Origin of the sequence: Gracilibacillus thailandensis (genome assembly GCF_010994055.1) — a bacterium.
In the GTDB taxonomy this organism is placed as follows: Bacteria; Bacillota; Bacilli; order Bacillales; family Amphibacillaceae; genus Gracilibacillus; species Gracilibacillus lacisalsi.
In genome coordinates, this window is record NZ_WJID01000013.1 from 41,949 (window position 1) to 56,183 (window position 14,235).

At 37.5% G+C, this 14,235-nt stretch carries 14 protein-coding genes; 10 read left to right on the forward strand and 4 right to left on the reverse strand.

Going from position 1 to position 14,235, the window contains the following annotated elements:
* Positions 1-34: 34 nt before the first annotated feature.
* Positions 35-1,150 (forward strand): YecA family protein, encoded by a 1,116-nt coding sequence (locus tag GH715_RS21750; protein WP_276208099.1) that lies wholly within the window; start codon positions 35-37, stop codon positions 1,148-1,150.
* Between the two features lie 151 nt (positions 1,151-1,301).
* Positions 1,302-1,973: an NAD(P)H-dependent oxidoreductase gene (locus tag GH715_RS05465; RefSeq protein ID WP_153834599.1), complete on the forward strand. Its 672-nt coding sequence runs from the start codon at positions 1,302-1,304 to the stop codon at positions 1,971-1,973.
* A 32-nt stretch (positions 1,974-2,005) separates the two neighbouring features.
* On the opposite strand, the gene GH715_RS05470 is transcribed toward GH715_RS05465, so the two are convergent.
* Positions 2,006-3,196, reverse strand: a complete 1,191-nt coding sequence (locus GH715_RS05470) for a M14 family metallopeptidase (protein ID WP_153834598.1) — start codon at positions 3,194-3,196, stop codon at positions 2,006-2,008.
* A 133-nt stretch (positions 3,197-3,329) separates the two neighbouring features.
* The gene (locus GH715_RS05475; protein ID WP_153834597.1) at positions 3,330-4,091 is read right to left on the reverse strand and encodes an SDR family oxidoreductase; all 762 of its coding nucleotides are present in this window, start codon (positions 4,089-4,091) and stop codon (positions 3,330-3,332) included.
* 197 nt (positions 4,092-4,288) lie between these two features.
* Here GH715_RS05475 and GH715_RS05480 point away from each other — a divergent pair, with 197 nt between their 5' ends.
* The gene (locus tag GH715_RS05480; protein WP_153834634.1) at positions 4,289-4,861 is read left to right on the forward strand and encodes a TetR/AcrR family transcriptional regulator; all 573 of its coding nucleotides are present in this window, start codon (positions 4,289-4,291) and stop codon (positions 4,859-4,861) included.
* 21 nt (positions 4,862-4,882) lie between these two features.
* Here GH715_RS05480 and GH715_RS05485 read toward each other — a convergent pair whose 3' ends face one another.
* Together GH715_RS05485 and GH715_RS05490 are read right to left on the reverse strand one after the other, a co-directional pair.
* The gene (locus tag GH715_RS05485) at positions 4,883-5,170 is read right to left on the reverse strand and encodes a DUF3817 domain-containing protein (protein WP_153834596.1); all 288 of its coding nucleotides are present in this window, start codon (positions 5,168-5,170) and stop codon (positions 4,883-4,885) included.
* 130 nt (positions 5,171-5,300) lie between these two features.
* Positions 5,301-5,927: a TetR/AcrR family transcriptional regulator gene (locus GH715_RS05490; RefSeq protein ID WP_205601836.1), complete on the reverse strand. Its 627-nt coding sequence runs from the start codon at positions 5,925-5,927 to the stop codon at positions 5,301-5,303.
* Positions 5,928-6,626: 699 nt separating this feature from the next.
* Here GH715_RS05490 and GH715_RS05495 point away from each other — a divergent pair.
* The 7 genes from GH715_RS05495 to larE all read left to right on the forward strand — a co-directional run bounded on the left by GH715_RS05495 (position 6,627) and on the right by larE (position 14,206).
* A complete protein-coding gene (locus GH715_RS05495; RefSeq protein ID WP_153834594.1) occupies positions 6,627-7,787 on the forward strand; it encodes a Gfo/Idh/MocA family protein in 1,161 nt (386 codons plus the stop codon).
* Positions 7,788-7,803: 16 nt separating this feature from the next.
* A complete protein-coding gene (locus GH715_RS05500) occupies positions 7,804-8,823 on the forward strand; it encodes a Gfo/Idh/MocA family protein (protein WP_163578469.1) in 1,020 nt (339 codons plus the stop codon).
* 125 nt (positions 8,824-8,948) lie between these two features.
* Positions 8,949-10,022, forward strand: coding sequence for a Gfo/Idh/MocA family protein (locus GH715_RS05505; protein WP_153834593.1), 1,074 nt, complete (start codon positions 8,949-8,951; stop codon positions 10,020-10,022).
* 235 nt (positions 10,023-10,257) lie between these two features.
* A complete protein-coding gene (locus GH715_RS05510) occupies positions 10,258-11,184 on the forward strand; it encodes an AEC family transporter (RefSeq protein ID WP_153834592.1) in 927 nt (308 codons plus the stop codon).
* A 103-nt stretch (positions 11,185-11,287) separates the two neighbouring features.
* Positions 11,288-12,556: a nickel pincer cofactor-dependent isomerase, group 22 gene (locus tag GH715_RS05515; protein WP_153834591.1), complete on the forward strand. Its 1,269-nt coding sequence runs from the start codon at positions 11,288-11,290 to the stop codon at positions 12,554-12,556.
* Between the two features lie 22 nt (positions 12,557-12,578).
* Entirely contained in the window at positions 12,579-13,349 is a 771-nt protein-coding gene (locus tag GH715_RS05520; protein WP_153834590.1) for an SDR family oxidoreductase, read from the forward strand.
* Positions 13,350-13,405: 56 nt separating this feature from the next.
* Positions 13,406-14,206, forward strand: coding sequence for an ATP-dependent sacrificial sulfur transferase LarE (gene larE / locus GH715_RS05525; RefSeq protein ID WP_153834589.1), 801 nt, complete (start codon positions 13,406-13,408; stop codon positions 14,204-14,206).
* Positions 14,207-14,235: the final 29 nt, after the last annotated feature.

Sequence of the window (14,235 nt, forward strand, 5' to 3'; positions counted from 1 at the left end):
CAAGAGAACTGTTTTAAAAATGGAGTGTTGCATAATGGATGATATTAAAAAAAACCAGTTAGAGTTATTACCTCTGAAACATGTACTTCAGAGTTATACAAAGGCAAAGCTAGACCATATGAGAAGAGTGTGGAATGTTAAGCGAATCAGTCACTTTAATAAAGCAGACTTAATTGATGCATTAACAATTGCTGTCCCACAGATGATTGAGCACCATTCGAGAGTGTGGGATCTTGATTTATTACAAATAGCAAAGAAGATGGTGGCAAATAACGGTATGATCAAGTCTGAAGAGATATCCATGGAAAACATTAGTTACTTGTTGGATCATGCCATTATATACGAAATAGAGAACGGAAACCAATTTTTGATGCCACATGAAGTAATGGTGAGCTTTCAAGGCTTAATCGACCATTTAGAAGTGCATCGTATCGCAAAAAGAAATCAAGAATGGCATCAGCTAACATTGGGGATGTTACATTATTATGGTACGCTGCAAGTTTCCCAACTGATTGATTTAATAGCCTCTTATACGGATTATCCAACGGAAATGGATGATTATATTAGCGTAATCTTTGAAGCAAGAGCTTTCCATGCTGATCTTATTTTTGATCAGTACGGCTTCTCTGATCTTTTAGTGTTAAATCCAAGTTGGGTTGCACAGGAACATAAGAAGCGACCGGATATACCTTTCTATCCTTTTTCCAAACAAGCAATCCTAAAAGCTAGTGATGACGCATTCGTAGATCGAAATAAGCATTATCGAAGTTTTGTCAAGTTTCTGACAGAGAATTATGAGATAGATCACGAAGATGCTGATGAGATCGTGTCAGAATGTGTGGTGGATATCAAACTAGGATTGAATCCACCTGATTTAGTCAGTAGGTTATCAGAACGTTTTGAATTCACTAGTTTTGCGGAAGTACAACCGTTTATGGATCAGGTTATGGGCTTGTTTAATAATACAAGAGAGTGGATCTTGAAGGGTCACACCTCGATGGAATTACGTCCACAAGAAGACAAGCACTTACAACCGTTGCCTGGTGAAAAGGCAGTCAATAAACCAAGCGTGACGAGTAAGAAAATAGGTAGAAACGACTCGTGTCCTTGTGGTAGTGGAAAGAAATATAAAAAATGTTGTGGAAAATAAAGCTGTAATTGGAGGTAGGGAAGAGAGGAGTTATGCTTCACTACTCGTTCGTGTCGTATAAAAGAATTTAAGGAATATATGAGGCAGAATATTATGTGTTTTTCCCTAGAGTTCGTATAATAAAGGGGAAGTAATTTGGAGGTGACAGAATATGGATAAAAATCAAATTAAAAAGGATATCATCAATGCGCTGCATTTTCGTCATGCAACGAAAAAATTCGATCCGAATAAAAAAATAGAGGAAGCGGATTTCCAATTCATACTTGAAACAGGATACTTATCTCCAAGTTCATTTGGTATCGAGCCATGGAGATTTTTAGTTATTCAAAGTCCGGAATTGCGCGAAAAAATTAAAAATACGTCATGGGGAGCAAGAGGGAAAGTAATGGATGCTAGTCATTTCGTTATATTCTTAGCTCGAACAGCAAAGGATACGAAGTATGATGCTGAATATCTGCTTGACCATTATAAAAACGTACATCAATACCCTGATGAAGCATTACAAGGATTATTACCGATGATTGAAAACTTCCAGAAAGAAGATTTTGATTTATTGGTCGATGATCGTCGTATGCTAGACTGGTCATCTAAGCAAACATATATAGCACTGGCTAATATGATGACAGCTGCTGCCCAAATAGGTGTTGACTCTTGTCCAATTGAAGGTTTCCCAATGAAAGAAATGAACGACTTACTTCGTGAAGAGGGACTTTTAGACGATGACAGCTTTTCGATTTCTGTGATGGCAGCATTCGGCTACCGTGTGCAGGATGCTCCAGAGAAAAGCAGACGTCCGTTTGATGATATTGTGAAATTTGTATAATATGTAAAGCCGTGGTGATACCACGGCTTTCTTCACATATAAAGGGTGGCCAACATAATCCCTAATGTTTCTTGGTAAATCTCATCAAATTGACTAATAGGAAGTGGGTTCATACCTGATCCTAACTCGACAGTGTAACCAGGCCTGCGAAACTCCTGTATAAACCAATCCTTGTATCCTGCAAAGCTATCAACATATTGAACGGCCTCATATCCGCTAACACTACTATATTCTTGAACAATCGTTTCAGAGGCTGGTGGCTCCATTCCTTGATATCCCCAAAAAATCACTTCGCCTTGTGTATGAAAAGCGTTCATTATTTCAAATGGTCGCGCTCTCGCCAAATCAGCCATGGCAATTGCTTCAGGTTCTGATAATGGTTCGTAACCTGGGAAATCTCGTGGCGCTGGTGAATCCGGTTTTCTGGCTGCTTCTGTTTCCCATAATGCCGGATATTGATTGTTCAGATCCACCCCATTAATATTAGCCTTCCATCCCGAGAAATCGGTATTTCCATTATTGAGTGACAGTACAAAATCTTGTTGTGATCCTGCAGCCTCTGCACCGTTGATGACAAGGTTAACACCATCTGGATTAACCATCGGTACAAGAGAGAGCGTATTCGTTTCAAAGTAGGTTAGCATATCTAACCCACGTATTGGTGAATGATTGGTCAATGCTAATGCATAATCATTCAGGAATAGCATAATAACAGGGGTAGTGATCCATTCCTGAGCGTGAAAAGATCCATTAATATGTTTTTGCCTTGATCCACTACCTATTTGTAATTCAATTATCTCTTTATCTAATACCGAATTTCCAATCGATTGTTGCTGGATAAAAGGGTAAAGTTCAATAAGTCGTTGGAGATCTGTAACCATTTTTTCGTATGTGTAGTTATTTACATCGGTAATAATTGGAGTTGTAATTCGTTGAGGAAGACTAATTGTTTGCCCAATTTGAAGTTGTGTAGGTTGGACATTTGGATTTATTCGTAGTAAAAGATCAACTGGAATTTGATTGCTTTGAGCGATCGACCATAACGTATCGTTCGCTTGTATCGTATAGGCCACAGCTTGGTAGCCTGGAATGCTTACCTCTTGCCCTATCATAAGTTGATTAGGGTTAAGTTGCTGGTTAGAAGCAATAATTAAAGGAAGAGGGATTCCGGATAATTGACTGTAGTACCAGAAAGAATCCCCTTGTATAACTTGAATTTTCATCAACATGACCTCCGTTCTTAGCTGCTATTTCATCCTATGATCGAAAGTCTGGAATCATGACAAATCGCCATTCCATCACCATATGAAATGACGATTTATATCTCGGTCTTAAACGGACATAATTTCACTATATCTAGAAAGCAGAAGTCCAGCCACCATCAGCGGTAATCGTCGTTCCATTTACGAATTTAGATTCTTCAGATGCTAAAAATAGGGCAACATTTGCAATATCTTCTGGAGTTCCGACGTTGGGAATCAGACTTTGGGACAATTTTGCTCGCTCCAGACCAAATTCACTTACATTTTTCATAGACCCCTGGATGTTTGTTTGGACTGCTCCAGGTGCTATCGCATTACAGCGAATCCCTTTTTGTGCATACATATGCGCTGTATTTTTAGTTAAACCAATGACAGCATGCTTAGAAGCTGTATAGGTAGCACCAGCATGTGCCCCATTTAAACCACCAGAAGATGCAGTATTAATGATGATTCCTTGTCCCTTTTCCAAGAAAACAGGAACAGCTTTACGCATTGCACGCATTACAGCCTTTGTATTCACATCAAAAATTAAATCCCAACGATCATCGTCAATTTCACCAACCGGTTCGAACCCGTCCATGATACCGGCGTTATTTACTAAAATATCTAATGTGCCAAATTCATGAACAGCCGTTTCTATCATCAGGTCAATATCGTTGGCATTTGCAATATTTACTTCAAGTGCTTTAGCTTTTCTACCATTTTTTTCGATTTCTGTGGCAAGATTATTCACACCATCAGCATTTAAATCTGCTAGTACAACCGCTGCCCCTTCACTTGAAAATCGTTCCGCGATAGCTTTTCCCATACCAGAAGCAGCACCAGTAATAACAGCAACTTTGTCTTTTAACTTCATTCTTAATCCTCCTTGATAATTTGATAACGTTTCCTCATTATTGAACAGATGTTTGTTAATCAACATTTGTTTACAGTATAATATAGAAAAAACAATGAACACAATCATCAATTGATGTGTATTTGTTCATTACTGTACGCTTTCTACCAATTTGTATACGTTTGGCAAATTAATAAACAAAAGGAGAGGAATTGTTGATGGATAATTACCATGACAGAAGAGTGCGAAAGTCGAAAATTGCTCTGAAGAATGCATTAATATCGCTGTTACAACAGAAGAATCTTCAACAAATTACAGTGACAGAAATTGTCCAAGCTGCCGACGTTAACCGTGGTACTTTTTATAAACATTATCAATATAAAGAAGAATTATTAGAAGAAATGGTAGACGATATTATTGTTGATTTAATTGATTCTTATCGTGAACCATTAAAAGAAGGGGAGAAGATTTCGATCAATAATTTAAATGTGTCTGCCATAAAAATATTTGATCATGTAGAAAATCACGCGGATTTCTATACGATTATAGCAAAATCCAATGCACTTGTTGGATTACAGAGCCGGATTTGCATACAGTTAACAGATTTAATGAGAGAGGTAGTAGAACAGGCGCACGAAATAAAGGGAATTGAACTCAATTTATTGGCGAGCTATCAGGCATATGCGATATGGGGGTTAATTATGGAATGGATTAACCAAGAGTTTAAATATAGTGCTACCTATATGTCCAATCAACTGTTAACGATTTTGCAGTTCACAAGATATAGTTAAAGCGAGAACGATTCCCTCGCTCTAACTATACTTTGCTTGGATACGTCTGTCTAATACAAAATTTCCAAATGGAATAAAGGCGACTGCAACGGCACTAAATAACCAAATAAATGACCAGCGTACTTTGAATGTGGTGTACAATGTAAAGAGTATGTATACAATAAACAAAGCTCCATGAATACTTCCGACAACAGTAACGATTTCTGGTAAACCACCCCAATATTTTAATGGCATTGCAAGAAAGAGTAAGATTACTAGTGATGCACCTTCTATAATACCAAGTATTCGGAAACGTTTAATATCCTTCAATGTCCTTCTATACCCTCCCTTAGTCCTTTATCATGGTGCAATTTCATACTATTATTTAATAGAGTATGAGCACTCAGAAACTAGGCAATTTCATGAAACACCTTACTATATGATTCCTTCTAATGAGCATTTAATAATGGACCGGCGGAGTTTGCTGATTTTCATTATTATTATAGCAAACATCTTGCTGTAGTACACCATGTTTGATGAATTGTAATTGTGCTTGGTAATTATGAATCGATTCGTCTAATGGAAGGTCTTTCGAGAACTTTTCAATAATATTATGAAATGTAATAGCTGAAATCATTTTCATTAATTGAAATAATTCTTCTTCATTTTCAATTTTTAAAGAAGCTAAATCTAATTTGCTTTGCACTTGATGAAAATGATCAAGCTTTTCCTTACTAGCAAAAATACCTGATAATGACTCTTCAATTTTAGAATTCATGTTTAATAGTGCATTTCGGAAAAAAGTAAATTGTTCTTCCACAATTAATCGGTAAAATTCAATGCAAGTGTCAAATAGATCCCCATTATTACTTTGAAGAATACATAAAAATTTTTCCATAGCTAAACTTGTTTGTTGATTAAAAATATAGAAATAAGCATCCTCTTTATCTGTAAAATATTGATAAAAGCTGCCTCGGGGAATTTCCGCATATGCAATAATCTTAGCAATCGACGCTGAAGCTAATGGAGCTTTCGTAAATTCTTGATGAAGCGCGTCTAGTAATTTTTGTTTCTTTTCCTTTGGCAAGTTAAAAAAAGTCTCGTTCGGCACTTTTGTTACTCCTTTTTATGATTTTTTAGGCAATCTGTGATACAGGAAGTAGATGGAAATATCCTTCATTATTATTTATCTATTTAAATTGTTTTATGCTTTATTAATAGAAAACTCCTTGTGGAAAACACGGAACATGTCACAAAGGAGTTAGTATGGCTAATCACATGCCATGTGTAAGAATATCTAATTGAATGAATAATAGAAACGGTATTTATTATATCGGACACAGTTTGAAAATTATAAGAAAAAAATAAAAAATATCACATGTAAACCTTCGTACAATTTATAAACAGCTTCAGTTCAAATGTTACTACTTTTCTTTATTGCGAAAAGTGGATTGATTATTGCGAAATGAAGCCCCTTTATTGCGAAAACGCGTCTGATTATTGCGAAATGAAGCATCTTTATTGCGAAATCCCACTCTTTTATTGCGAAACCAAAATTTCTAGTTGTCTAATCAAGTACACTCTCAGTCAAAATCATTCCAAAATAAAACAATATGAGCTATTTTATTAATCTGACGCTTACCATACAATAAAGTGAGACGATGATCTGTTTACCACTTCTCGAGATGAAGTAGGAAAATTGCATCATCATATTACAACGGTGTAAAGTTAAAGTTGAAAACGTTTTATTATTTTTCTAACACTATATAGAAGGAGTGACAAACAAATGGCAAAAGTGAGATTGGGGATTATTGGTTTAGGTCAGCAAGGTGGAGCTTATGGAAATATGATCAAAGAAGGTCGTATTAGCAATATCGAGATTGGCGCTATCTGTGATAACGATCCTGAAAAGAAAAAACGCGCAGATCAGGAATTTCCTGGAGTCCCTTTTTATCAAGATTATATCGAAATGTTAAATAGCGGAAATGTTGACGCGATTGTAACCTGTGTTCCACATTACTTACATCCAGAGATGGGAATCGAAGCCCTTGAACGTGATATTCACGCACTCTTGGAGAAGCCCGCAGGTGTATATACTAAACAAGTCAAGGAAATCAATCAATTCGCAAAAACTAAACCAGATGTAACTTACGCAATTATGTTTAATCAGCGCACCAATCCTCTTTATCAAAAAGTAAAAGAAATCATTGATAATCGAGAAATTGGAAATATTAGAAGGACAAACTGGATTATTACGACCTGGTGGCGTCCGCAAGGTTATTATGATGCGGGTTCATGGCGAGCGACATGGGATGGTGAAGGTGGCGGTGTATTAGTGAACCAGGCACCACACCAAATTGATTTATTGCAATGGATTTGCGGGATGCCAGAAAAAGTCTACACGAAGGCACAATATGGCTACCAACGAAACATTCCTGTAGAAGATGATGTCACAACGATATTAGATTACGGTAACGGTGCAACAGGTGTATTTATTACTTGTACCCATGATGTAATGGGGACAGATCGTTTAGAAATTCATGGTGATCGAGGAAAAATTATTGTGGACGACAGTAAAAAAGTAACGATTAAACGATTAAATAAACCGGAAAAAGAAATGAGCGACACCATGTCGATGCAAGAAGTATCGAAATTATTCCAAGGTGAAGGACCGGGAGCAATTTATCAAGAGGAAGTGTTAAATTTTGATAGTGTGTGGGGCGGGCAGCACATTGCTGTTCTAGAGAATTTCGCTGCCAATATTTTAGATGGAACCCCATTGATTGCACCAGGAAGTGATGGAATTCATGGAGTGGAACTAGCAAATGCCATGCACCTATCGAGCTGGTTGAATAAAGAAATAACCTTGCCAATTGATGAAAATCAATATCTAGAAGAATTAAACAAATTAAGAGAGAAAGAAATCAGATCAAACATTCATTCATGACAAAGGGTGTGATATTGTGCTGCGAGTTGGAATTATTGGCCTCGGTGATATTTCAAAGATTCATATAGAGGCGATTAACGAAAATGCACATGCTGAATTAGCAGCAGTTTGTGATATAGATCGATCATTAGAAAATAGTGTGAAAGGAGTTCCTTTTTTTACAGATTATCACGCTATGTTAGACGAAATAGTCCTTGATTGTGTTCATATTTGTTTGCCGCACTATTTACATTATCCAGCAACAAAAGCTGCGGTAGAAAACGGCGTGCATGTTATGTTAGAGAAGCCTCTTGCACATCAAGTAACAGACAGCCGTGCCATCGTAGAGTTGGAAGAGAAACACCCTGATGTGAAAATATGTGTCAGTCTTCAAAATCGACTGAATGAAACCGTGGAAGAACTGGCATCCATTATTGCTAGTGGTAAATACGGGGAATTAAATGGGTTAAAGGGAATTGTCACATGGCATCGTCCTAAATCCTACTACGACGTAAAGCCATGGCGTGGTTCGATGGAATTGGCCGGAGGCGGTGTCATGATCAACCAATCCATTCATACACTAGACCTTTTACAATGGTTTGGCGGTAAGATAGATAGTATTCGAGGCTCAATCGATTGTTTACTAGATTATGGTTATGAGGTGGAGGATACTGCAACAGCTCATATAAAATATCAAAATGGTGCAACAGGTCTCTTCTTTGCGACTAATTCTCATGCCGAGAACTCATCTGTTGAGTTGCAAGTTATCTTTGAACACGCAAAACTGACGATAAAAGACAGTATTTTAACGATGATGAATGATAATGGTAAGGAAGTGAGATTGGTGGAAGACCGAAAATTACCAGGCACGAAATTTTATTATGGAGCAAGCCATGTAAAATTGATCGATCAATTTTACCAAGCAATTATCCAGGATAGTAATGATTATATTCATGCTAGAGAAGCGCAAACTTCGATGGAAATGATTCATTTAATTCGGGAATCCTCAGATGCGAAACAAACAATGAAAATGAACCTTTTTCATGATCAAACTTAATGGGAGACAATGATCAGTGCGGGTTTAAAGACGTTTAGCACCATGATAAATGTTTTTATTAGGAAAATTACCTGAAAACACTTACAATAGATAGTAGATTAATAGATGTAAGGAGTGTTAGTGGAATGAGTAAAGCAGATGGTATGAATTATGCACCAAAAGGAAAGCCGAATCCAGTTGTCAAAGAAGGGGAATTTGTCTTTGCAGCAGCAGGTTTAGACCATGGACATATTTTCGGACAATGTAATGGACTATTGGAAGCTGGCGCTACTTTAAAGTGGGTTTATGATCCAGATCAAGAAAAGGTAGATAATTTTCTGAAAAAATTTCCACAAGCCCAACAAGCAGAGTCTTTAGAACAAGTGTTAGACGATCAAGAGGTGAAGCTTGTTGCAGCCGCCGCCATTCCATCTGAGAGAAGTACCTTAGGCAATCGTGTTATGAGAGCGGGGAAAGATTACTTCACAGACAAAACACCATTCACAACCCTTGAACAATTAGAAGAAACCAAAAAGGTAGTAGAAGAAACTGGACAAAAATATATGGTTTATTATAGTGAACGGTTGCACGTGGAGAGTGCTGTTTTTGCCGGGCAACTAATCGAACAGGGTGCGATCGGTAAAGTGATTCAAGTTACCGGTTTTGGACCACACCGCTTAAATGCACCAAGTAGACCAGATTGGTTTTTCCAAAAAGAGAAGTACGGCGGCATCTTATGCGACATAGGTAGCCACCAGATTGAGCAATTTTTATTTTATACTGGCTGTGAGGATGCAGAAGTATTGCACAGTAAAGTTGGCAATTATGATAATCCTGATTACCCTGAGTTGGAAGATTACGGTGATGCCACATTACGGGGAGATAATGGAGCTACACAATTTTTCCGTGTCGATTGGTTCACCCCTGACGGCTTAAGTACTTGGGGAGATGGAAGAATGTTTATCGTTGGTACAGAAGGAACGATCGAAATTCGCAAGTATGTTGATTTAGCAACAGATAAAGGTGGAAATCAGCTTTATCTTGTGAATCAAGAAGGAGAAAAACACTTTGACCTGAATGGAAAGGTAGGCTTCCCATTCTTTGGTGAATTGATTAAAGATTGTATGCATCGTACTGAGAATGCGATGACACAAAAACACGCATTCAAAGCAGCTGAATTATGTCTGAAAGCTCAAGAACAAGCGATAAAGGTAACATAAAGAAAATGTGGAGGTTTTCGAAGAGGCTGTTCCATAAGTTATCGTATATAACTTTTGGGCAGTCCTTTTCGTTTCTTACATAAGAAAAAAGTGACGAATCGTTCACACCTCATCGTACCTTACTTTTTTCTCGAAAAAAATAACTACTGACTATAATCAAAAAATCATATTCCTTTTTCCAAAATTATGTGATAAAATCAAAATAACAACGTTGTTATAAAAAGGGAGTGAGCATTTGGCAGAGTTTCTAGTCATCTTTATAGATGTAATTCTCCCTATTTTTATTTTATTAGCGATTGGGTTTTATTTACATCTTAAATTCACATTGGATTTAGCAACCTTAGCAAAATTAAATATTTATTTTGTTGTACCAGGTTTTATTTTTGTGAGATTATATGAGGCAACCTTTAGCCTCCAGCTTTTCGCACTTGTATTGGCGTTCTTCTTATTACTTGTTTTTTTGCTCTATTTAGCAGCGATAACCATTGCCAAGTTAATGAAGATAAATGGAGGAAAAAGGACAACATTTGCTAATAGTGTGATGTTTTTCAATTCAGGCAATTATGGTGTACCAGTAAACGATTTAGTTTTTCGTGCTGATCCTTATGCCATGTCGATTCAAGTTATTGTGTTAACCTTACAAAATATTTTTCTTTTCTCCTATGGAATTTTCTCCTTGCGAGCAGCTAAAGATGGAAAATGGAAGGCGGCTATGGGTTATTTTAAAATGCCTGTGTTATATGCGATGCTTTCAGGGGTTTTGTTGAATGCATGGGAGGTTCCGATTCCTGAGCCAATTTGGGTATCAGCCAATTACATAGCTGATGCGATGATAGCACTTGCATTAATAACATTAGGTGCACAAGTAGCTAGAATGAAGTTTAAAAAGGGGCTATATACAGTTTATGCAAGTATTACCTTACGTTTGATTGGTGGTCCGGTTGTAGCATTTATCATTATTAGTTTGTTTCAATTGGATGGAATGATGGCACAAGCCTTATTGATTGCTTCAGCGATGCCTACTTCCGTTAACAGTGCCGTTATCGCAGAAGAATACAAAAGCCATCCAGACTTAGCTGCCCAAACTGTATTGTTCTCCACTATCGCAAGCATGCTTACTGTCACAGCAACCGTCTATGTTGCGCAGTTACTGTTTGCGTAGCCAGTTACACGGCGGATTGATAGCGCACGAGGGAAATAATGAATGGCGTGTTAAACCAAATAATAAAGCGGTATCATTTTAATCAAAAAAAGGAGTGAACCAGATGGGGATTTTACATGAATTAGTGCAAGATATTCCAATTCCTAAAATGATGAAAGTGAAGCAATATTTTGATGATCAACTAATAGATGACTTAGGTGCAGAATTGAATAAGCAATTGAAACAAAAAGATATTGCGAATCAAATTAAACCTGGAATGGAAGTGGCAGTTGCAGTAGGTAGTCGTGGACTTGATCGTCTGGTGGAGACGACAAAAGTGACGATAGATTTTCTAAAAGAACATGGTGCCAAACCTTTTATAGTGCCTTGTATGGGAAGTCATGGTGGTGCAACAGGTCCAGGCCAAAAAGCGGTTCTCGAGCATCTTGGTGTTAAAGAAGAAGTGGTTGGAGCAGAAATTCGTTCATCAATGGAAGTCATAAAAATTGATGAGTTAGAAAATGGATTACCAATTTACATTGATAAGATAGCATCTGAGGCAGATGGTATTGTTGTCATTAATCGTGTGAAACCACATACTGCATTTCGTGGCCCAGTTGAAAGTGGCATTATGAAAATGATTAGTATTGGATTAGGGAAGCAAAAAGGTGCAGAAGCTTGTCATCAATTAGGTTTTAAACATATGGCAGAGCACGTACCAGCAATGGCAAAAATTATTCTCGATCAAATGCCAATTATGTTTAGTGTTGCGACAGTGGAAAATGCATTTGATAAAGTAGCGAAATTAGAAGTGCTATTACCAGAAGAAATTGAAGAACGGGAACCAGAATTACAAAAGCTTGCTAAAAAGTCCCTACCAAAGCTTTTCTTTGACCAGATTGATGTATTGATTATCGATGAAATCGGTAAAAACATCAGTGGTGATGGTATGGATCCGAATATTACTGGTCGCTATCCAACACCATATGCGTATGGTGGTCCTGATGTAACGAAAATGGTCGTTCTCGATCTGACCCCAGAAACAGAAGGGAATGCCAATGGTGTCGGTACTGCTGATTTTACAACACAAAAATTAGTAGACAAAATGAATCGTGAGGCAACGTATGCCAACGGATTAACTTCTACCGTTGTTGGCCCAACACATATTTCGACAGCCATGCCTAATGACAAAACAGCGATTCAAGCAGCAATTAAAACATGTAATATTTTAGATTTTACCAAAGCTAGAGTAGTTCGTATTAAAAACACACTAGAAATCGGTGAGATCGAAGTATCAGAAAATATGTTGGAAGATATAGAAAAGCATGAGAGTATCGAGAAATTGTCAGACTTATATGACTTGTCATTTGATGAGGAAGGGAATCTAAAATAACAGGAGAGGGGAAAGGATATTAATGAGTAAACTATTTGATTTGACGGGTAAAGTAGCAGTTGCACTAGGAGGTAATAGCACGTTAGGTGGTTCCATGGCAAAAGGATTAGCTGAACATGGTGCCAAAGTTGCTATTGTTGGTCGTAACCTTGATACAGCAGAGGAAGTTGTAAAGGAAATAGAAAATGCTGGCGGTGAAGCAAAAGCTTTCAAGGCAGATGTAAGCGATCTTTCTACAGTAGAAAGCGTAGCAACAGAAATTGAAGAATGGTCTGGTGGATGGGATATCCTCCTTAATGCGCCGGGTATGAATAGTACTACTCCCTATTTAGAACTGACGACAGAAGAATGGGATAAAATTATGGATGTGAATTTAAAAGGAATTGTCTTTGCTACGCAAATTTTTGCCAAGAAAATGGTCGAACAGCAGCGAGGTGGAAGTATTATTAATATTTCTTCTGTATCATCTACCACGCCATTATCTAAAGTGTTTACGTATTCTGCATCAAAAGCAGCGATTAATAGTGTAACACAATACTTAGCACGTGAATTTGCTCCACATAATATTCGAGTAAATGCGATTATTCCTGGGTTCTTCCCTGCTGAACAAAATCGTAAAATTCTTAGTGAAGATCGTGTTCAGTCTATTATGAATCATACACCGATTAAACGTTTTGGTGATCCAGAAGAATTACAAGGTGCAACAGTCTATCTTGCGTCTGATAAAGCAAGTGGTTTTGTTACTGGTGAATTACTACGTGTTGATGGTGGATTTGGGAGCATGACGATATAATAAAAAGAGATGGTGACTAAGTTATTAACAAACCGCGTATGGGAGGGAGATAGAACATGCATGAACAAAAGCATCAAAAGTTAGTATCTATTCTCCAGGAAATGAAGCAAGTAGTGGTGGCTTTTTCCGGTGGTGTAGACAGTACCTTTTTGCTGAAAGTAGCGGTGGATACATTAGGTGTCCATAACGTTCTGGCAGTTACGGCTGACTCTGAAACATACCCAACTAGTGAATTAGAAGAAGCGAAACGACTAGCTGAGCATATTGGTGCTAGACATCAGGTGATTGAAACGAGTGAGTTAGCGATTCCTGGTTATACAGAAAACGATAAAAACCGTTGCTACTTCTGTAAAAATAGTTTATTCGATCATCTCGTACCCATTATGAAGGAGAAAGGATTTCAGAACATTGTCTATGGTGTTATTGCCGATGATATGAGCGAGTATCGTCCAGGGATGAGAGCTGCAAAGGAACAAGGTGTACGTGGACCATTACAAGAAGCCGATTTATATAAAGAAGAAATTCGTGAATTGTCTAAACAAATGAGCTTACCAACATGGGATAAACCATCTTTTGCATGTTTATCTTCAAGGATTGCGTATGGCGAAACTATTACAAAGGCGAAGTTGACGAAAGTGGAGAAATCTGAAGCCTTCCTAAAAACAATTGGTCTTCGTCAGGTAAGAGTTCGTACCCATGAAGACATTGCGCGAATTGAAGTAGAACCACAAGATATGCAGGAATTATTAGCAAATCACCAAAGAGTAACGGAAAAATTACAGAGCTATGGCTATAAATTTGTTACAATGGATTTAGTAGGTTATAAAAGCGGTAGTATGAATCGCGCTCTATCATAGCAAACGAGTAAAAGCTTTGGATTTTTCCA